This window comes from Burkholderia sp. Ac-20392 (genome assembly GCF_017104585.1).
Lineage (GTDB): Bacteria > Pseudomonadota > Gammaproteobacteria > Burkholderiales > Burkholderiaceae > Burkholderia > Burkholderia lata.
The window spans coordinates 12,790-33,829 of the sequence record NZ_JAAGPB010000029.1 but is presented as its reverse complement, the minus strand read 5'-3'; the positions used below and the strand labels follow the sequence as shown (position 1 = coordinate 33,829).

23 protein-coding genes are annotated in these 21,040 nt (G+C 65.7%); 12 read left to right on the top strand and 11 right to left on the bottom strand.

The window, feature by feature from the left end; translation table 11 throughout:
* A complete protein-coding gene (locus G3N99_RS06725; protein WP_206121983.1) occupies positions 1–717 on the top strand; it encodes a DUF3142 domain-containing protein in 717 nt (238 codons plus the stop codon).
* Between the two features lie 43 nt (positions 718–760).
* Here the strand turns inward: G3N99_RS06725 and G3N99_RS06720 are convergent, their stop codons facing one another.
* A complete protein-coding gene (locus G3N99_RS06720) occupies positions 761–1,135 on the bottom strand; it encodes a gamma-glutamylcyclotransferase family protein (RefSeq protein ID WP_174932647.1) in 375 nt (124 codons plus the stop codon).
* A 58-nt stretch (positions 1,136–1,193) separates the two neighbouring features.
* Positions 1,194–1,844, bottom strand: coding sequence for a LysE family translocator (locus G3N99_RS06715; protein WP_206121982.1), 651 nt, complete (start codon positions 1,842–1,844; stop codon positions 1,194–1,196).
* 165 nt (positions 1,845–2,009) lie between these two features.
* On the opposite strand from G3N99_RS06715, the gene G3N99_RS06710 reads away from it, so the two are divergent.
* Positions 2,010–2,930, top strand: coding sequence for a LysR substrate-binding domain-containing protein (locus G3N99_RS06710; protein ID WP_206121981.1), 921 nt, complete (start codon positions 2,010–2,012; stop codon positions 2,928–2,930).
* 121 nt (positions 2,931–3,051) lie between these two features.
* Here the strand turns inward: G3N99_RS06710 and G3N99_RS06705 are convergent, their stop codons facing one another.
* Entirely contained in the window at positions 3,052–3,888 is an 837-nt protein-coding gene (locus G3N99_RS06705) for an alpha/beta hydrolase (RefSeq protein WP_206121980.1), read from the bottom strand.
* Between the two features lie 159 nt (positions 3,889–4,047).
* On the bottom strand, positions 4,048–4,878 hold the full coding sequence (locus G3N99_RS06700) for an oxidoreductase (protein ID WP_206121979.1): 831 nt from the start codon (positions 4,876–4,878) through the stop codon (positions 4,048–4,050).
* Between the two features lie 94 nt (positions 4,879–4,972).
* Between G3N99_RS06700 and G3N99_RS06695 the strand changes: the two genes are divergently transcribed.
* Entirely contained in the window at positions 4,973–5,944 is a 972-nt protein-coding gene (locus tag G3N99_RS06695; RefSeq protein WP_206121978.1) for an AraC family transcriptional regulator, read from the top strand.
* 32 nt (positions 5,945–5,976) lie between these two features.
* Here the strand turns inward: G3N99_RS06695 and G3N99_RS06690 are convergent, their stop codons facing one another.
* From G3N99_RS06690 to G3N99_RS06680, 3 genes are all read right to left on the bottom strand, one after another.
* Positions 5,977–6,645, bottom strand: coding sequence for a CoA pyrophosphatase (locus tag G3N99_RS06690; protein WP_206121977.1), 669 nt, complete (start codon positions 6,643–6,645; stop codon positions 5,977–5,979).
* Between the two features lie 287 nt (positions 6,646–6,932).
* A complete protein-coding gene (locus G3N99_RS06685) occupies positions 6,933–8,138 on the bottom strand; it encodes an MFS transporter (RefSeq protein WP_206121976.1) in 1,206 nt (401 codons plus the stop codon).
* Positions 8,135–8,500 (bottom strand): RidA family protein, encoded by a 366-nt coding sequence (locus G3N99_RS06680; protein WP_174933760.1) that lies wholly within the window; start codon positions 8,498–8,500, stop codon positions 8,135–8,137. Before G3N99_RS06680 ends, G3N99_RS06685 begins: the two co-directional genes overlap by 4 nt.
* A 133-nt stretch (positions 8,501–8,633) precedes the next feature.
* On the opposite strand from G3N99_RS06680, the gene G3N99_RS06675 reads away from it, so the two are divergent.
* On the top strand, positions 8,634–9,452 hold the full coding sequence (locus G3N99_RS06675) for a TrmB family transcriptional regulator (RefSeq protein WP_174932634.1): 819 nt from the start codon (positions 8,634–8,636) through the stop codon (positions 9,450–9,452).
* A gap of 87 nt (positions 9,453–9,539) precedes the next feature.
* Positions 9,540–10,397: a PhzF family phenazine biosynthesis protein gene (locus tag G3N99_RS06670; protein ID WP_206121975.1), complete on the top strand. Its 858-nt coding sequence runs from the start codon at positions 9,540–9,542 to the stop codon at positions 10,395–10,397.
* Between the two features lie 74 nt (positions 10,398–10,471).
* Here the strand turns inward: G3N99_RS06670 and G3N99_RS06665 are convergent, their stop codons facing one another.
* From G3N99_RS06665 to G3N99_RS06655, 3 genes are all read right to left on the bottom strand, one after another.
* Positions 10,472–10,675, bottom strand: coding sequence for a hypothetical protein (locus tag G3N99_RS06665; protein WP_174984718.1), 204 nt, complete (start codon positions 10,673–10,675; stop codon positions 10,472–10,474).
* 803 nt (positions 10,676–11,478) lie between these two features.
* Positions 11,479–12,096 (bottom strand): M17 family peptidase N-terminal domain-containing protein, encoded by a 618-nt coding sequence (locus G3N99_RS06660; RefSeq protein ID WP_174984721.1) that lies wholly within the window; start codon positions 12,094–12,096, stop codon positions 11,479–11,481.
* 239 nt (positions 12,097–12,335) lie between these two features.
* Positions 12,336–12,740: a hypothetical protein gene (locus tag G3N99_RS06655; RefSeq protein WP_241011512.1), complete on the bottom strand. Its 405-nt coding sequence runs from the start codon at positions 12,738–12,740 to the stop codon at positions 12,336–12,338.
* Between the two features lie 524 nt (positions 12,741–13,264).
* Here G3N99_RS06655 and G3N99_RS06650 point away from each other — a divergent pair.
* From G3N99_RS06650 to G3N99_RS06635, 4 genes are all read left to right on the top strand, one after another.
* Positions 13,265–13,942: a hypothetical protein gene (locus G3N99_RS06650; RefSeq protein ID WP_174984724.1), complete on the top strand. Its 678-nt coding sequence runs from the start codon at positions 13,265–13,267 to the stop codon at positions 13,940–13,942.
* Positions 13,943–14,284: 342 nt separating this feature from the next.
* The gene (gene rbsK / locus G3N99_RS06645) at positions 14,285–15,211 is read left to right on the top strand and encodes a ribokinase (RefSeq protein ID WP_206121974.1); all 927 of its coding nucleotides are present in this window, start codon (positions 14,285–14,287) and stop codon (positions 15,209–15,211) included.
* Between the two features lie 41 nt (positions 15,212–15,252).
* Complete coding sequence (gene fucP, locus G3N99_RS06640; RefSeq protein ID WP_206121973.1) at positions 15,253–16,626, top strand: L-fucose:H+ symporter permease; 1,374 nt, start codon at positions 15,253–15,255, stop codon at positions 16,624–16,626.
* A 2-nt stretch (positions 16,627–16,628) separates the two neighbouring features.
* Positions 16,629–17,681, top strand: a complete 1,053-nt coding sequence (locus G3N99_RS06635) for an aldose 1-epimerase family protein (protein ID WP_206121972.1) — start codon at positions 16,629–16,631, stop codon at positions 17,679–17,681.
* A 22-nt stretch (positions 17,682–17,703) separates the two neighbouring features.
* Here G3N99_RS06635 and deoR read toward each other — a convergent pair whose 3' ends face one another.
* Positions 17,704–18,474 carry a DNA-binding transcriptional repressor DeoR gene (gene deoR / locus G3N99_RS06630; protein ID WP_206121971.1) on the bottom strand — a complete coding sequence of 257 codons (771 nt, stop codon included), beginning with the start codon at positions 18,472–18,474 and terminating at the stop codon, positions 17,704–17,706.
* Positions 18,475–18,620: 146 nt separating this feature from the next.
* Here deoR and deoC point away from each other — a divergent pair, with 146 nt between their 5' ends.
* The 3 genes from deoC to G3N99_RS06615 all read left to right on the top strand — a co-directional run bounded on the left by deoC (position 18,621) and on the right by G3N99_RS06615 (position 20,999).
* Positions 18,621–19,301, top strand: coding sequence for a deoxyribose-phosphate aldolase (gene deoC / locus G3N99_RS06625; RefSeq protein WP_206121970.1), 681 nt, complete (start codon positions 18,621–18,623; stop codon positions 19,299–19,301).
* A gap of 157 nt (positions 19,302–19,458) precedes the next feature.
* A complete protein-coding gene (locus tag G3N99_RS06620; protein WP_174985334.1) occupies positions 19,459–20,118 on the top strand; it encodes a hypothetical protein in 660 nt (219 codons plus the stop codon).
* Between the two features lie 50 nt (positions 20,119–20,168).
* The gene (locus G3N99_RS06615; RefSeq protein WP_206121969.1) at positions 20,169–20,999 is read left to right on the top strand and encodes a hypothetical protein; all 831 of its coding nucleotides are present in this window, start codon (positions 20,169–20,171) and stop codon (positions 20,997–20,999) included.
* Positions 21,000–21,040: the final 41 nt, after the last annotated feature.

The following is a 21,040-nucleotide window of genomic DNA, read 5'->3' as shown; positions in this document are numbered from 1 at the left end:
GTGAAGCGAATCGCGTGCGTAGCATGCATCGCGCTGCTGCTGGCCGGACGCGTCGCACTGGCCGGCACCGTCGACGCCGCGCGGTACGACGCATTCTGGCTGTGGGCGGGCGTGAAGCCGCAGGCGGTCGTGCATGGCGCACGCACCGTCTACGTGCTGCAAGGGCAGATCGAGGCGTCGCCACGGGACGAGTCGCAGGTCCGCGTGATCGCGCAGGGCGTCGCGCTGCCGCCCGCGCCGCAGGCGCGCCTGTGGCTCGTCTATCGTGCGCATACGCTGCGCTGGACGCCGCGCGTCACGCAGATCATGCTCGCGCAGCTCACGCGCTGGCGCGCGTCGGGCCGCACGATCACCGGTATCCAGATCGACTTCGATGCGCGCACGCGCCACCTGCAGGATTACCTCGAATTCCTGCGGTCGCTGCGCGAGACACTGCCTGCCGATTGCCGGTTGAGCATCACCGGGCTGCTCGACTGGAGCAGCCGCATCGATACCGACCAGGTCAACCAGCTCAGGGGGATCGTCGACGAAGTGGTCGTGCAGACCTACCAGGGCCGCCGCACGATCCCCGACTATGCGGACTACCTGCCGCGCGTCGCGCGGCTGCAGTTGCCGTTTCGCATCGGCATCATCCAGGGCGGCGAATGGGACGCGCCGCCGTACCTCGCGACGAACCCGTGGTTCCGCGGCTACGTCGTGTTCCTGCGCAACGACTAGCGGGCCAAGGCGCGGCGGCGGCCCGCCTGTTCTCGCTCCGGATTTACGCCGGTCGCGGCGAAGTCGCGTCCACGTACACCCACGCAGCGACGCCCGACTCGAGCACCACGCGATCGCGGCGATACGCGTCGACTTCGTAGTCGTCCGCGTGCTGCAGTTCTTCCGGTGTGATCGCAAACACGGTGCCCGTCACACGATCACCGGACTGGCCGGTATAGGCCACCACCGGATGATGCGTCTTCCCGCTCGTCGCGACCACTTCCGGATCGTCGATCTTCAGCATCGTCATCGCGTAACCGGGCATCGCATCCTCACGACCGTCGAGCTTGCGGCCGAAGGTCGCGAGCTGCACCGGTTCGAGCTGCAGCGTGCCATAGGAAAAGAGGTGTTCGGAGAAAGTCGGGGGGGTGCTGGACATGATTGAACTCGATAAAGGCGTTGGGGCAAACGAAGCGTAACGCAGATCGCCGGCAGGCTTATGCGACACCCGCGATCGCCCCGCCGAGCCCGGCGAGCGCAATCACGAGCAGCGCGCCCGCCGACGACGCCGGGATCCACCGCTGCTTGCGATGAATCAGCGGATGGTTGATCGCGGCCATGTAGCTGGTCAGGATCGTGAAATCGACCGCGATCCACAGCGCGGCCAGGATGGCCAGGCTCACGCGCGAATCCGGCGTGATGCCGACGAACTGCGGAAAGAACGCGACGAAGAACAGCAGGTCCTTCGGATTCGCGATGCCGACGAGAAAGCCGCGCACGACGCCCGGCAAGCGCCGCGCCTGCGATGCCGGTTCGCCTTGCGCGGCGCCATTGCCGCCGCGCGTCCGGCCTGCGCGCCATTCGCCGAGCAGTGTCCGGACGGCCAGCACCGCGATGAACACGCAACCCGCCACGTGCAACCCCGTGAGCAGCCGCTCGCTGACGAGCACCACGCCGAACACCATCAGCATCGCGCCCGCGATCATCACGAGGCTCGCGGCATTCGCGCCCACCGCGGTCAGCATTCCCTGGCGGAAGCCGCGCCGCGCGACGGTGCCGACCACGAGCATGACGACCGGGCCGGGCGTCGCGATGAGCAGCACGATCGCGGCGAGATAGGCAAACAGCAGCGGGTAATGGAGTGCCATGACAAAAAGTTGTTGGATGAATTGACGCGCGTGCGCGTCACGGTGGCATCATCGGGATTCAGCGCACCGGATTGCACGGTTTTATGAAGTATTGCGTGCCCGGCCTGCTGTTGAAAAACGGAAAATCCTGTCGGATGACATGAGTTTTATTCATATTCGAGACCCGTGAAGGCCAAACCACTTCCCCCTGTCTACGCGTTGCGCGCGTTCGAAAGCGCCGCGCGCACCGGCTCGTTTACGCTGGCCGCCGAGGAACTGAGCCTCACGCAAAGCGCGGTCAGCAAGCACGTCAGGACACTCGAGGCCTACTTCGGCCGGAAGCTGTTCGTCCGGCGCGGCCCGAAAATGACCGTGACGGCGGAAGCGCACATCTTCGCGTCGGGCCTGCGGCGCGGCTTCCGGCAGATCGAGGAGGCCTGCGTGCTGTTCCAGTCGCAACGCGACGTGCTGCGGCTCAAGGCGCCGTCCACGCTCACGATGCGCCGGCTGCTCGACGCTCTGGCCGCGTTTCGCGACACGCGGCCCGCGTTCGAGGTGCAGATCGCGAGCGTGTGGATGGATGTCGATACCGTCGACTTTTTCAGCGAATCCTACGATTGCGCGATCCTGCTCGGCGCAGGCAAGTTCGGCGAGGCCACGCAGTGCGTGAAGCTGTTCGACGAATGGCTGATCCCGGTGTGCTCACGGGCGACCGCGACGGTCGCACGCGCGAATCCCGCGGCGTGCGAGCTGATCCACCCGTCGCCCGATCGGCGCGACTGGCGCCGCTGGCTCAAGGGCAGCGGTCATGATCTCGAGGTGGACATCACGCGCGGGCAGGTGTTCGACATGCTAGAACAGGGGATCGCGGCGGCGATTGCCGGCCACGGCATTTCGATTGGCGATCTCGCGCTGTGTGCGACCGCCATCGACGAGAAGCAGCTGGTGCTGCCGTTCAAGACGGCCGTCAATACCGGCGACGCGTACTACCTCGTCTGGCCGGAAGACTCCGCCAAGGTCGCTCAAGTGCGCGAACTGCTCGCGTTCCTGGAAAGCCGGATGCCGCGCCTGACGTTCCCGGGCATCCGCTTCAACGGTCCGGGCTGACTACTGCGGCCGGCGAACCGGCCGCGTTGCCGACGGTGCAATTGGCGCAACCTCGCGCTGCCGGCCCCTAACGACAGCGCGGCCCGCCGAAGCGGGCCTGCGCCGACACCCAACTACACCATTACGCCTGCACGAAAGCCAGCAGGTCGGCGTTGAGCACGTCCGCGTTGACCGTCAGCATCCCGTGCGAGTAGCCCGGGTAGGTCTTCAGCGTGCCGTTCTTCAGCAGCTTGATCGACTTCAGCGCGGCATCCGCGATCGGCACGATCTGGTCGTCTTCGCCGTGCAGCACGAGCGTCGGGACGGAGATCGACTTCAGGTCTTCGGTCTGGTCCGTTTCCGAAAACGCCTTGATGCCTTCGTAATGCGCCTTGGCGCTACCTTCCATCCCCTGCCGCCACCAGTTGCGGATGACGCCCTGATGGACGGTTGCACCTTCGCGGTTGAACCCGTAGAACGGGCCGCTCGGCACATCGAGGAAGAACTGCGCGCGATTGTCGGCGAGCGCTTTCCGGAAACCGTCGAACACCTCGAGCGGCAAGCCTTCGGGGTTCGATTCGGTTTTCAGCATCAGCGGCGGCACCGCGCTGACCAGCACCGCCTTCGCGACGCGGCCGGCCGGCTCGCCGTGCTTCGCGACGTAGCGCGCCACTTCGCCGCCACCGGTCGAGTGACCGATGTGCACCGCATTGCGCAGGTCGAGCGCTTCGACGACCGCGAATGCATCTGCCGCGTAGTGATCCATGTCATGGCCGTCCGACACCTGCGCCGACCGGCCGTGGCCACGACGATCGTGCGCCACCACGCGATAGCCCTTCTGGACGAAGAAGAGCATCTGCGCGTCCCAGTCGTCGCTGGACAACGGCCAGCCATGGTGGAACATGATGGGCTGCGCGTCCTTCGGGCCCCAGTCCTTGTAGAAAATCTCGACGTGATCCTTCGTTGTGACGGTTGGCATCGCGATGGACTCCTGTAAGGTGGTTGAACTCGGCGCTGTGGCCGGCAGCCATTATCGGACAGGTTTGTTAAACGATGATGCCAACTTGCGAATGATCGTCGACAGCTTCGATAACGTGGACGAACCCGCTACGGGCGAACGATCGTGCGGCGCCGCACGTCAACCATCCGTCGACACCGTCACGGCTTCCCACGCGCGGATTTCCTCGTCCAGCGCCGCCAGCTTGCCGCGCACCAGCCGCAGCGCATCGCTGCCGAGCAGCAGATGCGCGGGCGGATGGTCCGCCGCGATCGCCGCGAGCATCGCCCGCGCAGCCTTCGCGGGATCGCCCAGCTGCTTGCCGCTTTTCTCTTCGCGCGCGTGGCGGATCGGATCGAAGATCGCGTCGTAGTCCGCGATCGAGCGCGGCGTGCGCAGCATCGAGCGGCCGGCCCAGTCGGTGCGGAACGAACCCGGCGCCACGGCCGTCACCGCGATGCCGAACGGCTCAAGCTCCTTGCCAAGCGATTCGGAAATGCCTTCCAGCGCGAACTTGCTGCCGCAGTAGTAAGTGATGCCCGGCATCGTGATGTGACCGCCCATCGACGTGATGTTGAGGATGTGTCCGCGCCGCCGTTCACGCATGAACGGCACGACTGCCTTCATCATCGCGACCGCGCCGAATACGTTCACGTCGAACTGCCGGCGCATCTCGGCGAGCGGCGCTTCTTCCATGATCCCTTCGTGCCCGTAGCCCGCGTTGTTCACCAGTACGTCGACGGGTCCGACGTTTGCCTCGATGTCCGCCACGACGCCGTCGATGCGATCGAAGTCGGTCACGTCGAGCACCCGCGCGAACGCCTGCGCGGACAGCCCTTCGAAATCCCGCGCCGCCTGCGCGCTTCGCACGGTGCCGACCACCGTGTGACCCGCCGCGAGCGCCTCCTGCGCGAGCGCACGGCCAAAGCCGCTGCTGACGCCGGTGATGAGCATGAGGTTGCCGGATGCCATTTGAGCTTCTCCCGAATGTCGATTGGAGCGTGCATACTAGTCTGACGAACCACGTCGAATAAGCCCGATTCCGCTGATTTTCTTGCACAAAACTATGAGCACCGATTCCACCTCCGCCCGATCCCCGTCGCTGCCGCCGCGCGACCGGAAGCGCCTGGTGACGCTGCTGCGCGCGCTGGCGCCCGATGAAGGCTACAACCTGACGGCACTGCCGAGCGTGCGCATCCTGCGCTCGAACCGCGCGCTGTCGCGCACGCCGGTGCTGTACGACCCGGGCATCGTGATCGTGTGCCAGGGCTGCAAGCGCGGCTACTTCGGTGGCGGGCGCTATCTGTACGACGAACATCACTACCTGGCGGTATCCGTGCCCGTGCCGTTCAGCATGGAAACCGACGCCACGTCCGAGCGCCCGCTGCTCGCGCTGTACCTGCACCTCGATTTCACGATGGCCGCCGAACTCGCGGCGCAGATCGACCGCGCCGGCACGGCGGAACCCGTGCAGGCGCCCAGGAGCATGATGTCGACGCCGATGGATGAAACGATGCACGCGTCGGTGCTGCGTTTCGTCGAGGCGATGCACCGGCCGCTCGACGCCGCGGTGCTCGGCCCTTCACTGCTGCGCGAACTGTATTTCCGCGTGCTCACCGGCGCGCAGGGCAGCGCGATGCGGAGTGCGCTGGCGATGCGCGGGCAGTTCGGCCGGATCGGCCGGTCACTGCGCGTGATCCACGCCGATTACGCGCAGCCGCTCGACGTGCCGCAACTGGCCGACGAAGCCGGCATGAGCGTGCCGAGCTTTCACAGCCACTTCAAGGCGATCACGCAGGTGTCGCCAATGCAGTACCTGAAGTCGACGCGGCTGCACCAGGCGCGCTTGCTGATGGTGCGCGAGGACCTGACGGCGGAGGCGGCCGGCTACGCGGTCGGTTATGCGAGCCCGTCGCAGTTCAGCCGCGAATTCAAGCGCCTGTTCGGCCTGACGCCGGCGAAGGAAACGCAGCGCATGCGAGAAAGCTTCACCATTCCGGCGGCCTTCGAGGATGCGGAGTTCGTGTCGTCGCATTGACGTGCGCAGGAACCCGACCGTCATGCACGCCGTCAGCGCACGGCATCGCGTACCAGCCCCGCGAGCGACTTCAGGATGAACGCCGTCACGCCCCAGATGTCCTGCGTCTGCTCCGCCCAGTACCACGCGCCCGTGCGCTCGCCGTCCGTGTATTGGCGCGGCAGATCCGGATTCAGCAGCGCGGCGAACGGAAACTCGAAGATCTCCGCGACTTCCGCGGGCGCCGCCTCCCATTTCGCCGTTTCCGGCACGATGCCGATCACGGGAAAGATCGCGTGATGGCGCTTTCTGGTTTGATGAATCGGCAAGCTGCCGGCCACGCGAACCGCATCGGGCGCGAGGCGGATTTCCTCGAACGCCTCGCGCAACGCGGTCGCGCCGATATCGCGGTCGGACTCGGCCGGGCGTCCGCCCGGAAAACTCACATGCGACGAGTATTCACTGAGATCCGACGCACGCTTGGTCAGCAGGATCGTCGGCTCGCGCCGCGCGACGATTGCGACCAGCACCGCCGAGAATTTCCACTGCCCGTCGTTGTCCGCGAGGCTTTGCTTTGCCGTCGGCCAATCAGTACCGGCAGGGATGCCGCGGCCTTCCACGCCACGGACGATCGCGTCCAGGAGCGCCTGCGGCGAGCCGGCTTCCGCATGCGCGCCGGCCAACCCGCCGCCGATATTCGGGATGCTTCTGTCTGGTTCCATGTCTTCCTCCTGCGTGCGGAAACCGGCACGCGCTGCGCGACACTGAACCCGACACGTGTTGCATGGGCACGGCGTCGTTGTGGCCAATCCGATGAGCCCGTGTTCGCATGCGATCGCAAATGACACGCGCGAGCGCGTGAATGTCTGTTCCAGCGTAAAAAATATCCGCCAGCGTTGCGGATAGTTGAATGCCGGAACGGGATCGCCGTCGATCGACGGAGCATCCCGATCATGCACGAAAAATGAATGTCGGATCGGGCACGCGCGCACGCAGGTCGTGTCCGCACTCAAGCGGCGGAGGTCGGCTCGCTTCGCGCATCGATGCGGGTCGATGCAGTACCAATCCACCCGGCCGCCGCAATTGCCGCAGCCGTCACGAGCATCATCCCGCCCCACCCGACTCGCGCGTTGAGCAACCCCGCCGCCACCGCACCGCCGGCACCGGCCGCGTAGTAAAGCGTCAGGTACGCTGCGCTCAATGCCCCGGCCCGAGCCGGCTGAATCGCGACGACACGCGTCTGGTTCGCGACCTGCGCGGCAAAGCAACCGGCATCGAACATGGCCAGCCCCACGCCCAGCCATCCGGGACGACCGAGCGCAACGGCGAGCAGCAAGGCCGACACGGCCGACACGAAGAGTCCGCCCCCGATGACCGCGCGATCGCCGAATCGGTCGGCGAGTTTTCCCGCCACACGCGTCACGCCGAGGCCCAGCACACCCGCGAGGCTGTACGCACCGATCGCCGCGGCACCGAGGCGATACGGCGGCTCGGCCAGGCGAAGCGCGAGCCCCACCCAGACCAGGTTGAACGCGAAGAACCAGAGCATGCCGGCGCAGGTACGACGCCTCAACTGAGCGCAGTCGCGCAGCAACCGCGGAATGGCGCCGATCGCGTTCGCACGGCCGGGCAGCCTTTCCGGCCGGCCGCCGGGCAACAGCACCGCAGCGCCGATCGCGGCCAGCGCAACGCACCCGGCCAGCGCGAGCAATGCGCCGCGCCATCCGCACCATTGCGACAGCACACCGCCCACGAAACGGCTCAACAGGATCCCGGCGGAAATGCCCGCCGACACGGCCCCCATCGCCACGCCGCGTCGTTGCGGATCCGCATGTTTGCCGGCAACCGCACTGCATTGCGCCGCCACCGTCGTTGCCGCGCCCACCAGAAAGAAGCCGGCGTCGAGCGCGAGCGGCCCGGGCGACCACGACGCGCACGCCAGCAGCAACGCGAGCACACCCATCTGCGTCGAGACGAGCACGCGCGGACTGAACCGGTCAACCAGCGGCACCAGCCATGCAAGGCCGACCAGATAGCCGAGCATCGTCACGGACGCGAGGGCCGCCATGCGCGACGCCGCCACGCCGAACTCGCTCGCGATGGCCGACAGCGACGGCTGCAGCGCATAGCCATTGGCGATGGCCACGCCGGCCGCCAGCGCGAGCACCCCCGTCGCGGTACGGGACAGCGGCACGCGGTTGCCGGCGACGGTCATGCCGCGGTCCTGACCGCGATCGCCTCGACTTCGACCAGGATCTCCGGATCGACGAACGGAAGCGCGTGCACCAGCGAGAACGCCGGCCGGATATCGCCGTAGATTTCCCCGTGCGCGCGCGCCGCCGCTTCCCAGTTGTCGAAGTCCGCCACCACCAGGCGGCTCTGGACAACATCCGACAACGCGAACCCGCTGTCCGCCAGCACACGGTCGATCGTCGCCAGCGCATCGCGTGTCTGCGCGTACACGTCCGCGCCTTTGCCGGCCGTCCCCGAAATGTAGATGGTGTTGTCGACGACCACCGCGCGCGAGTAGCCGACCTTGGGCTCCCACGGGGAGCCGGTGCTGATCCGTTTACGCATCTTGAAGATCCCTCCAGTCAGGTTGAGAACCATCGCCTACTACTTGGGTAGTAAGTTCGAGCGATTGTATACTACTCCGGTAGTTAATCAAGAAACCCCATGTAGGTCTTCATGGGCGCAGGAGCCGATACACATGAGCGAAAACACGGAGCTGATCACGTCGTTGATCCGGCTTGGATTCACCCAGTACGAGGCGCAGGCCTACGCGGCCCTCGTCGGGCAGGCCGCGCTGACGGGTGCGGAAGTCGGCCGGCGCGCCGGCATGCCGCCATCGAAGATCTACGAAACCCTGGGGCGCCTGGAAACGCGCGGGGCGGTGCTCGTCAACCGGTCGGAACCCGTCCGCTATGCGGCCGTGCCCCACCGGTCGTTGCTCGAGGATTTGCGCACGCGCTTCAATGCGGATCTCGAACTGGCCGCGGGCGCGCTCGATCGGCTGCCGGTCCAGCAGGAGCCGGGGCTCGTCTGGTCGTTGAGCGGGCGGGAAGCGATCGCCAGCGCCTTCGCGCGCGTCATCGTCAATGCGAAAACGCAGATCTTCGCGGGCGTCTGGGACGAAGAAATCGACGACCTCGGGCCACTGCTCGAGGCCGCCGCGGCACGGGGCGTCGACACGCACGTGGCGATTTACGGCACTCGCACGCTCAACGGGCCGCGCCACTACGACATGGCCAAATGCGGCGCCAGCGCGCGGCTCAGGCTGTCCGGTCGCCGGCTCGCCGTCGCGGTGGCGGACGACACCGAGGCAGTGGTGGCGGAATTCGGCGATCATTCACCCGATCACGCCACCTTGACGACCAATTCGGTCATCGCACTGCTCGCGGTCGAGTACATCAAGGCGGACGTGAGCGGACGCGTGTTGATCGATGCAATGAGTCCGGCGGAGTACCGGAAGATCCTGAAGCACCCTGACATGCAGGCGATGCTGGCGCCGCTCGACAAGTCGAGCTGACCCATGCGACGCTGCGCGGCTGCCGGTGCATCGAGCCGCGCGCACCCCGCCCTGGTACGGCAATTCCCCCACTCACGCGAGCGTCAAATGACCGCCTATGCTTTCCGCCTGCTGAACGTCTTCGCCGAATCGACTTTCGGCGGCAACCCGCTTTGCGTATTCGACGATGCGCGCGGCATGGACGACGCAACCATGCGGGCACTCGCGGTGCAGTTCAACCTGTCCGAAACGACCTTCGTGCTGCCGTCGGAGCGCGCACATGCGCGGGTTCGCATCTTCACGCCGGGCTATGAGATGGCCTTTGCGGGCCATCCGACGCTCGGCACCGCGCATGTCGTGCGCGACCTGCTGGGTGCGGGCGACGATCTCGCGCTCGAGTTCAAGGCCGGTGTGGTCGACGTGATCGCGCGTGACGACGTGTGGACGTTCACCGCGCCGCACGCGGGCATGCCGAAAACGGCGCCGTGCGAGTTGCCCGACGCGCAAATGGCGGCGCTGCTGGGGCTCTCGGAAGACGATCTGCTCGCACCGCCGATCTGGGTCGACACCGGCGCCGACCAGTTGCTGGTCGCGCTCAAGGACCCGGCCGCCGTGCGCCGCGCGCAGCCCGACAGCGCCTGCCTCGACATCTGGCCGACCAGCAGCCTCGGCCGAAAGACCGCGTATGTGTTCGCATTCGATGCCGAGCGCCCGGGGACGGTGGTGTCACGCTACTTCTTCGTGAAGCAAGGCAGCGTTTCGGAAGATCCGGGCACGGGGTCTGCCTGCGCGAATCTGGGCGGGTGGCTGCTTGCGATGAACCGCGACCTGCCTGCCGCGTTTCAGGTCGAGCAGGGTGAAGCCGTCGGCCGGCCTTGCTGGCTGCGGTTGTCGGTCGATGCAACCGGCGCGATCGGCGTCGGTGGGCGCGTGATCGAACTCGGGCGTGGCGTCGTGAACGTGTAGACGCGCCCGACGGACAGGTCGTTACAGTCCGCGGTATCGCGCGGTTCGCGGCCCACGCTGCGACGACAGTTTCGTCAGCAATCTTCCGGGGCAGGCTTCGCGTCCGCGACCGTGGCATACATGGCCGTCACCAGCGCGCGATCCGCCACCGGCCACGAGGTGGAATGACAGCGGTAACGCCGATCGAGTTTCGCTTTGCAGTTGGCGTCCGAGGTCAAAAGCTGCTGCGCTGCCGCGTGCGACTGGGCGAATCCATTCGGATCGACGGCAGCGATCATCGGTGGTTCGAGCAATGGATGCCGGCTGCACGCCGCCGGCGGACGTGGAGGTGGACGACCCGACGAGCCGACTGAGGTGTGCAAGTCTAGACCTGATCTATCAGACAGCGTCAGATCGGGTCTGAGATTGCTTGGACGTCACCTCATCAAAGGCCGTGATCGACCCACTACGGCCCTTCGCCCGATCGCGAAATAGTCATGACCAAACCTCGTTTTTCTTGCACCACTCCGGCGGTATCCAAAACTTCGCGCGGTCGACACCACTGAGTTCTTGCCGTGGGCGCATGGCGCCCGTCGATCCTAGCCAACGACTTGTCGACGAAATCGAATCGGTCTCAAGCGAGGAAAACGAATATCGAAATGAATTGAGATCCTCTACCCCTATTAACCCAGCCCGCTGACAGTGTGGAATAAAGATAAACCCGGCCGCGCCACTCGAATCAACTGCGTATCTCCAATAAACCTCACGCAGTCCAATTAAAATCGTGCTGCTTTGTGCATGTGCTATCGGAATCGATAGTAAGCCCGATAGCACAATCAGAGTATGGAATTTTTTCAAGGGTGTTTTCCGTGACTGCTCATATCGAGCACGCAGCGCATTGACCAGTGTGCGATGGCGAGATGGCTGCGCCAAGATCAAAGTATCCGACAAAGGCGTGGCTACTTTCAGTGTGCCCACCACGGAAGCCGAATGGCCGTTCCTGGCCGAACTGAGTCAGACGATCCGATGCTGTCTGCTTGGTCTAGTCTAGCCTGATACAGCTGAGGACGCGTCATTTCACGCAAACCGAATCGGTCTTCCGCTACTTCGAGCGCTGGGACTGTGCACTCGTCAGTGCGTTTCCGAATTGTTCGACAGCTCCGTCAAAGCGGGACGCGCCGACATCGAAGACCCAATGGCGCAGTGACGGTCGTGCAGCGAGCCCCAGTTCCGCGATCCGGTATTGTGTGTCTATCGTGGCCAGCACGGCCGTCACCATGGCGTGCGGCATACCGTCGGTAGCCGCGCTCGTCAACCCGCCGTCGAGTATGCTCGGCGCGAAGGCTGCACTTTGCAAACCCTGCTGCATCGCCGCTCGCGCGGCCGTGGCGGCAGCAGCTGCGGTGACATCGATGGTCCAGCTTGCGGGATCACCGAGCCCGATCAACAGCACGCGGCCCGCTTCGATGCCCGCAGGCGGGCGGCTGATCAACAGTGTTTCCATTGGCGCTGCCAGAAAGTGACCTTCGCGCCGCAACCCGGTGAGCGCCCCCGACAGCACAAGGTCGAGATGGCGTAGTCCGCCCGTCGGCCCCCCATCTGCCGCCTCGCGGGCGAACATGCAGCCACAGGAAAGGTCGACCTCTGCACCGACGCCATCCCATGCGGCAACTTCGAAGGACACATCACGCCAACTGCCAATGATCTGTCGTAGAACCATATCGTCTCTCCCGTGAGGTCAGGACGCGGCGGGCCCGTCTTCGATCCTGACGATCGATGCAAAAGCCATCCGCGTGCAATGGACCAGACATGTGCGTGTAGTCCGGATCAACGGTTTTTGCCGATCGGGATTGCCCTCGGTGGCTTCCTGTTCATGCGAAATCGCAGCGGCTACACGTGCTGTCGGCGTAACGCGTAGAGGTCGCGCCAGGCACGTCGACCACGCGTTTCTAGCATGGCCTACGCAACGTTGCCGATGAGCTTCAACAACGCAGTGTGGTCGACCGCGAGATCCGCCGAGTTGTCGAAGTGATACAGATAACGCGTCGCAAATGCGTCCGTCGACGCACGGTCCAGCTTGAGCAACTCCCGTGTTCTTGCCACGACTACCGTCGGCGTCAGCTCCAGTTCACCCTCTTGATCCAGCGCTTCGTCCAGCATGACGATCAGTCGGCTGAGCGGCTCCAGCCACTTCATCGAATCGTCGAAGGCCATCACCTGCAGAAAATCGCCGGCCGATTGGTGCCCATGGGTCTTCTCATACTCGCGACGCTCAAGTCCGACCAGGGTCCGGTGCAAATCGAGAAGCGCGGTCCGGATGCGGGCGCAGTGTTCTGCCCGGTGGGAATGTGTTCCAGTATTCATATCGGTTCACCTGTTCAACCGTGTTCGATTCGGTGGCGGCCCGTGCGCCGTGTTTCGCAGCCCGCCAGTCACATTGCGATGCGCCATCATGGAAGATTGTCTCGACAGACGCCATCGGTTGCCTGTCGTCCATCGAGATCACACATCGCTCGCGTCCCGGATACGGAACGCGCAGATGACGGTATCACTACGACTATCGCCTTTCACGGCGCAAGGCTTCGTGCAGTTCATGACGTTGCGCCAACGACTTCGACGTGTCAATCGCCAGCGCGAGACGCGGGGCATCGCCGCCGACTTCAGGCGCCGCGCCCCTGGGCCCGCCCGCTTTCACGACACCACATGACATGTCGCGTCGGGCGCTCGCACTGCCCGACGCTCCGTGTCTCGCGACGACGGGCACGGACTTACGTCTTGCCGCAGCGCAGGTCAGCGCGCCGCATGCGACGAATCTCCTGCGTTCATGCAGCCCGCGCTGCCGCGTTTGCTATGCTGCGCGCATCGCCAGCCCGAGCCGCTCGCCACCCATGACCGACCTCGCCCCCGACCTCGCCCGCACGCTGCGCGCCTCCTGCGACGCCTGCTTCGGCACGGCCGCCGTCTGGCCGCTCGTCGAGCACGCATATCGCGAACCGCAACGGCACTACCACACGCTCGCGCACCTGGCCGAGCTGTTCGCGCATCTCGCGCCGTATCGCACGGAACCGCTGTGGCCAGCGATCGAACTCGCGGTATGGGCGCACGACTTCGTGTATGCGACGACGCTGCCGGATTACTCGGATAACGAAGCTCGCAGCGCGCAATGGCTCGTGGAGGTCACGAACACCCACTGCAGCGAATCCTGGTTGCATGCGCACGCTTCGCACGTATCCGTTGCGCACGATCTCGTGCTCGCGACGAAGTCGCATCGTCTGCCCGATACGTTCGCATCCGATCCGAACCTGCAGCGCGCCGGGCGGATTTTTCTCGACGCCGATCTCGCGATCCTCGCGGCCGCGCCCGATCGGCTGCGCGAATACGACTGTGCAATCGCACGCGAGTGGGCGCAGGATCCCGATGCGCCGTCGGCAGCATTTCGCACCGGCCGCAGGCAGGCGCTCGAACATCTGCGCGCACAGGTCCCGCTGTTTCAATCGGCGGAATTCGCGCCGCTCACGCCGCGCGCGCAGCGCAATCTCGACACGCTGATCGCCACGTACGCGTAAGCGCCGGACGCGCCCGCACGAACGCGCCCGCCTCGACACCGCCGGCTCTGTCGAGCCGGCCCGTCACACCCGGCGCCCCATGCGCCCGGTCGGCACGACTTCCTCCAGCAGCCCCCCCCGCAGCACCGGGTTCTCGCCTCGCCGTTCTTGTACGACATCAGACAATAAAACTGGCAGAAACCTCGATTTCCCCGAGAAGCCACAGCACGCGCGCCGACCTGGAGAGTAACCCTCCGAACATCAAATGATTGCATTCTCACATTTAATGTGATTTTATTGTCACATCTTGCACGCCGCCGCCGACCACGCGCGCGGCGCACCCATACCAAGGAAGAGACGCAGATGGAGACAGTCGCCGTCATCGGCAGCAACATGGTCGACCTCGTGACCTACGTCGCACGCATGCCCGCCCGGGGCGAGACACTCGAAGCACCGAACTTCGAGCTCGGCTGTGGCGGCAAGGGCGCGAACCAGGCTGTCGCGGCCGCCCGCCTCGGCGCGCGCGTCGTGATGGTCACGAAGGTCGGCGACGACGTATTCGCCGACAACACGATCCGCAACTTCGAGCGCGAAGGCATCGACACCACGCACGTGCGCAAGGTCGCCGGCGTGCCGAGTGGCGTCGCACCGATCTTCGTCGAACCCGATTCGAGCAACAGCATCCTGATCGTCAAGGGCGCGAACCGCCACCTGACGCCGGCCGACATCGACGCAGCCGCGCCGCAGCTCGCCGAATGCGCGCTGATCGTGCTGCAGCTCGAGATCGAACTCGACACCGTCTATCACGCGATCGAGTTCGGTGCGCGGCACGGCATTCCCGTGCTGCTGAACCCTGCGCCCGCGGTGGCCGATCTCGATTTCGAGCGGATCCGCACCGTCGAATTCTTCGTGCCGAACGAAACCGAGCTCGCGATCGTGTCGGGCATGCCGGTCGATTCGCGCGATACCGCGGCGCGCGCCGCCGAAGCGCTGGTCGCGCGCGGACTCAAGCACGTGCTCGTCACGCTCGGCAGCAACGGTTCGCTGCTGGTGTCGCGCGACGGCGTGCGGCACGTGCCGGGCGTACCGGTCGACGCACGCGACACGACGGGCGCCGGCGATGCGTATATCGGCTGCTTCGCGCGCTGCTACGCCGCGTCACGCGATGCGCTCGACGCGATGCGTTACGCGTCCGCGTATGCCGCGCATTCGGTCACGGGCCTCGGCACGCAGAAGTCGTACGCCGACACCGCGACATTCGAACGCTTCCTCCGCGACGCCGGCCTCTGACCGGCGCCTTCATCGACGAGACAATTGGGAAGGAGACACCCATGGGCCGAGCCAGAATCGAACACACACCCGACGGCTATTACCTGAACCGCACGCCGCTCTTCGCGTTCACGCTGCTGTGCTGCCTGTTCGCGCTGTGGGGCACCGCCGCGAACCTGAACGACGTGCTGATCGCGCAATTCAAGAAGTCGTTCTTCCTGTCCGATTTCGAATCGGCGTTCGTGCAGTCCGCGTTCTATCTCGGCTACTTCTTCCTCGCGATTCCGGCCGCGACCGTCGTGAAGAAGTTCAGCTACAAGACGACGATCCTCGTCGGCCTGCTGCTCTACACGACCGGCTGCCTGCTGTTCTTCCCGGCCGCGTCGATGGCGAAGTACGGAATGTTCCTCGTCGCGCTGTTCGTGATCGCGACCGGCCTGTCGTTCCTCGAAACCGCGTCGAACTCGTATTCGACGTTGATGGGCCCCCGCGAAACCAGCACGCGGCGGCTGAACATCTCGCAGACGTTCTATCCGTTCGGCGCGATGGCCGGCGTCTACATGGGCAGCTTCCTGATCTTCAAGGAAGGCGATGCGTCGCATGCGCAGCTCGCCGCAATGTCGGCCGCCGAAGCGCACGTGCATCAGCTCGCGATGATCCAGGCCACGCTCGAGCCGTACAAGTGGCTGATCGTCGTGCTCGTGGCCGTGTTCATCGTGTTCGCACTCACGCCCTACCCGGCCTGCAAGGGCAACGGCTCCAGCGTGGCCACGCACCGGATCGACGCGCGCGGCACGCTCGCACGGCTGTTCGGCAACCGGCGCTTCGTCGCGGGGGTCGTCGCGCAGTTCCTGTATGTCGGCGCGCAGGTCGGCGTGTGGAGCTTCACGATCCGGCTCGCGATGCAGATCGGCGGCCTCACCGAGCGCGGTGCGTCGCACTACCTGCTTGCCACGTTCTTCGCCTTCTTCGTCGGCAAGCTGATCGCCACGCTCGTGATGAAGCGCGTCGGTCCGGCCAAGGTGCTGATCGTCTACGGGATCCTGTGCATCGCGCTGCTTGCGTACACGATCAGCGTGCACAACATCACGGCCGTCTATGCCGCCGTGGGCGTAAGCGTGTTCCTCGGCCCGTGCTGGCCGACGATCTACGGCCTCACGATCGACGGGCTCGGCAAGGACACCGAATACGGCGGCTCGATCCTCGTGATGAGCATCGTCGGCGGCGCGGTCGTGCCGCTGATCCAGGGGCTGATCTCCGATCACACCGGCGGCAACATGCAGCTCGCGTTCGTCGTGCCGCTCGTATGCTTCGTCGTGATCGTCTACTACGGCTTCTACTGCCTGCGCCACCTGCCGGCCGCGACGCCCGACGCCGCCGCCGACGGCAAAGCGCCCGCGCGCTACGCCGCCACGCGCAATACGTCGGGAGCGTAACGATGCGAGGCGAAATCGAACTGCGGCGCGACGACTTCCGCGACACGCCCCGCACGCTGTACCGCACCGACGGGCTCACCGTCACCGCGTTCGCGTATCCGTCCGGCGTCGAGGCGCTGAAGCTCGAGAACCGTCGCGGCCACCTCGTCGTGCTGCCGTACCTCGGCCAGATGATCTGGGCCGCCGAGTTCGACGGGCGTGACCTGACGATGAAGCACATGTTCCGTCAGCCGAAGCGCGCGGCGTCGATCATCGATACCTACGGCTGCTTCATGTTCCACAGCGGGCTGCTGCGCAACGGCTGCCCGGGGCCGGACGACACGCATGCGCTGCACGGCGAGATGCCGTGCGCGCCGATGGATCGCGCGAGCCTCGTCGTCGGCGCGGATGCGCGCGGCGCGTTCGTCGAAGTGACCGGCGAATACGAATACGTACAGGGTTTCGGCAGCCACTATGTGGCGCGCCCGTCGGTACGGCTCGCCGAGCGCGACGCGCAGATGACGATCTCGATGGACGTGACGAATCTCGGCGGCACGCCGATGGACCTGATGTACATGGCGCACCTGAACTACGCGTACGTGCCGGGCGGCCGTTTCGTGCAGTCGCTGCCGCGTGGCGGATTGCGGCTGCGCGACAGCGTGCCCGCGCACGTGAAGCCGACCGCTGCATGGCGCGACTACACGGCCACGCTCGCGCACGAACCGGAACGGCTTCACACGCTCGACGCGCCCGCGTTGTACGACCCCGAGATCGTGTTCTTCATGAGCGGTGCGGAAACGGATGCAGACGGCGTCGCGCATTTCCTGCTCGAGCATCCGGATGGCGGCGCATTCCACACCGCATACCGCCCCGCGCAATTCCCGCATGCGACGCGCTGGATCCTGCACAATGCGGACCAGCAGGTCGCCGCGTTCGCGCTGCCGTCGACCTGCGAGCCGGAGGGTTATGAAGCCGAACGCCGCAAAGGCCATGTGGCGGCGCTCGCGCCAGGTGCGATGCGCCGCTTCGAAGTCGTCACCGGCTACCTGAGCGCGGCGGAAGCACGCCATGCGTGAAGCGATGCGCGGCCGTGCGGCGTCAGGTCACGAGCGCGATCCCGTGTTCGCGGATCGCCGTTTCGTAGCGGCTGCTCAGTTGCTCGTCCGAGATCACGTAGTTGAAGTCGGTCAGCTCGGCGAAATAGGCCGCGCGCACTTCGTCGAACTTCGTGTGGTCGACGAGCAGGAAGCGGTTCTGCGCGCGCGCCATCACCTTCTTCTTTGCGTCGACCTCGTGGAAGTTGAAGCAGGTGACGCCACAACGGTCGCTCACGCCCGCCGCGGAGATGAACGCCTTCGACACGCGCACCGTGTCGAGGATGCCCGTCTCGGCGACCGACTCGAACACCATGTTCTTGCGGTGGTACGCGCCGCCGCACAGGATCACGCTGCAATGCGGCTTCTGCTGCAGCTTCGCGAACACGTTCAGCGAATTGCAGACGGCGGTGAATTCGAGGTCGTCCGGAATGAAATCGACGACGAACGGCGTGGTCGAGCCGCAGTCGACGAAGATCGTGTCGCCGGTCGTCACGAACTGCGCGGCCAGCTTGCCGATGCGGCGCTTCTCCTCGGTCTGCCGGTCGTTCTCGGTGCTGACCACGTACTCGCCGATGTCGCTGCGCTGCGCGGCGAAGTGACGCGTCACGTAGCCGCCGATCAGGCTCAAGCCGTGCGGGTTGTCCGCGAGATCGCGGCGGATCGTCATTTCGGAGACGCCGAACAGCTCCGCGACTTCCCTCAGATGAATCGCGTTCTGCCCTTGCAGCACGTTCATCAGTGTCTTGATCCGTTCGCCTTTCTTCGTTTCCATGCCAGTATCCTGCGTGCCCGTCGCATCCGTCGCTTGTCGTGCCGGGCGCGCGGGCCCGGCCGGAATGTCGTATTTGTAACAAACCGATGTGAAAACATCAACTTTACGTGTGCCCTTCCGGCGCACGATCCGTGGAGTCCTGACACATGCCGCTTTCCAACGCCCAACTCGCTCAAACCATCGATCACACGCTGCTCGCGCCCGACGCGAGCGACGCGCAGATCCGCGAACTCTGCCGCCAGGCGGCCGAGCATCGCTTTTACTCGGTCTGCGTGAATTCGGCGAACGTGCCGCTCGCCGCGCGCGAGCTGGCCGATACCGGCGTGCTCGTCTGTGCCGTGGTCGGCTTTCCGCTCGGCGCGGGGCTGTCGGCCGCCAAGGCATTTGAAGCTACCGCCGCGATTGCGGCAGGCGCCGGCGAGATCGACATGGTGATCAACATCGGTGCGCTGAAAAGCGGCCGCGCCGAAGACGTGAAGGCCGACATCGACGCCGTGCGCCGCGCATGCGGCGCGGTGCCGCTCAAGGTGATCCTCGAAACGGGGCTGCTGACCGACGACGAGAAGGTGCGCGTGTGCGAGATGTGCCGCGATCTCGGCGTCGCGTTCGTGAAGACGTCGACGGGGTTCGGCCACGGCGGCGCGACGCTCGCGGATGTCGCGCTGATGCGCCGCACGGTCGGCCCCGTGCTCGGCGTGAAGGCATCGGGTGGCGTACGCGACCGCGCGGCCGCGCTGGCGATGATCGAGGCCGGCGCGACGCGGCTCGGCACGAGTTCGGGGGTGGCGATCGTGACCGACCAGGGCGGCAGCACGTCGGCGTATTGAGCGGCGCCCCGGCCGCCGACGGATTCACGGACGCGGCCGCGGTGGTACGCTTGGCGCTCCCGCGCGCCGATTCGCGTGCGGCCCCCTCGCCGGTCCGACGAGAACACGCTTCTTTCGATCGAGAACCGGCATCCTGCTCGCGACCGGTACAAACGACATGAACGTCTCGACACGCGATCTGAACGCGCTCCCCGACATCGCCGGCCTGATGCGCCTGACGCAGTCGCTTGCGATCCTCGATGCCGTCCTGTCGCCGGAATGGGAATACCGGTACTACTCGTTCAACCAGGCCTGGGCAGACGGGGAGAAGATGGCGTCGATGCGCAACGGCTCCGGGGACCAGTGGTTCGCGATCTTTTCCGCCGCGGGCGCAGCCCTCCATGGCGTGCTGCGCGACGCGCCGACGTACCGGCCGGGAAAGCCGTCGCCCGCCATCTTCAGCGGCCTGCCCGAAGCCTTTCACGCCAACCTGCTGCACGAACCCGCATTCACCACCCAGGACAGCACGTTCTGCATCTGGCGGCTGGCCGATGAAACGCACTGGTCCTGCGGGCCGGTCGAATCGTCCACGGCGGAAGACCCGGATGGCTCCGCCCGATTGCTCGGCATGCTGGCCGGACGGCCCGAGCAGTACGTCGAATTCGCCGCCGACTACTACGGGTGCGATGTCGATCCGCGCGACGTCGCGGCCGTGTATCGACACGAACCGCTTGCCGCCGGGCTCGTCCGGCGGCTCAATCCCGAATGCGATTTCGCATCCCTCGACGACGATCTCGTCGAGACCGGTTATCCGCGCGCCGCTGCGGACGATCGCTAGCGCAGGACAAGCGTCGCGCCGGGAAATCTTCTCGTCGACAGGGAGCCAGCATGGCCAATCGATCCTATCTTTATAGCCTCGGCAACCGGCCGACATCGTATGAAGATCGTCCCGAGACGATTTCCGGGCTGTCGGAATGGGCGTACGACGTGCCGTTCATGTATCGGCTGCTGATGTCGTGCGACCCGCGGCCCTGCGCTTCGCTGATCTCGGATGGACTCGACGGCACGAAAATGCCGCTTCATGCGATCAGCAGCCCGTTCGCGCACGGATTCGAGCGCGTCAGGCATTTCGTCGCCATCCTGAGGGTGCTGATCGAATCGCGCGCGGTGCCGACACCTGCCGCTCCGCCGCCGGAAACCCCGGGGAAATCGACGCTCGTGGACCGGATGCGGCGCTGGGTGGGCGTGGCGCCCGCTCCGGTGGAATCCGGACCGGCACACGTGCCGACACCGGCAACGACACATGCCGCGGTCGACCATGTGCGCGAGTGGCTGGACGAGACCATCTCATTTCTCGAACAGCATCGCGACCAGTACCTGCTGCTCGAAACCATCGAACTCGACCTGATGTCCGAAAGCGACACGAACGCGTTGCGCGCACGCGTCGACGCGGAGATCGACCGCTGCCGTCGCGTAGGCGCGGCCTTCGAAGCGTTGCCGAGCGACACCACGGAGGCGGCTCGAGTGCTGCAGCGCGCCGCGACCGAACGGAGCCCCGCGCCGCTCGATGCCTTTTTCGGGCTGCGTTTCGACGACAACTGCGACAGCACGCGCACCGGCGATACCGAACATCCGCTGGGTCTTGAATGGAACGACGTGCTGTACTTCGAGCTGTTCAATCGCGAGCAATTCGACGCTCACCGGCGTCAGCCGGACTGACGAACCGGCCGCCATCCTGCGGAGAACGTTGGCGGATGGCA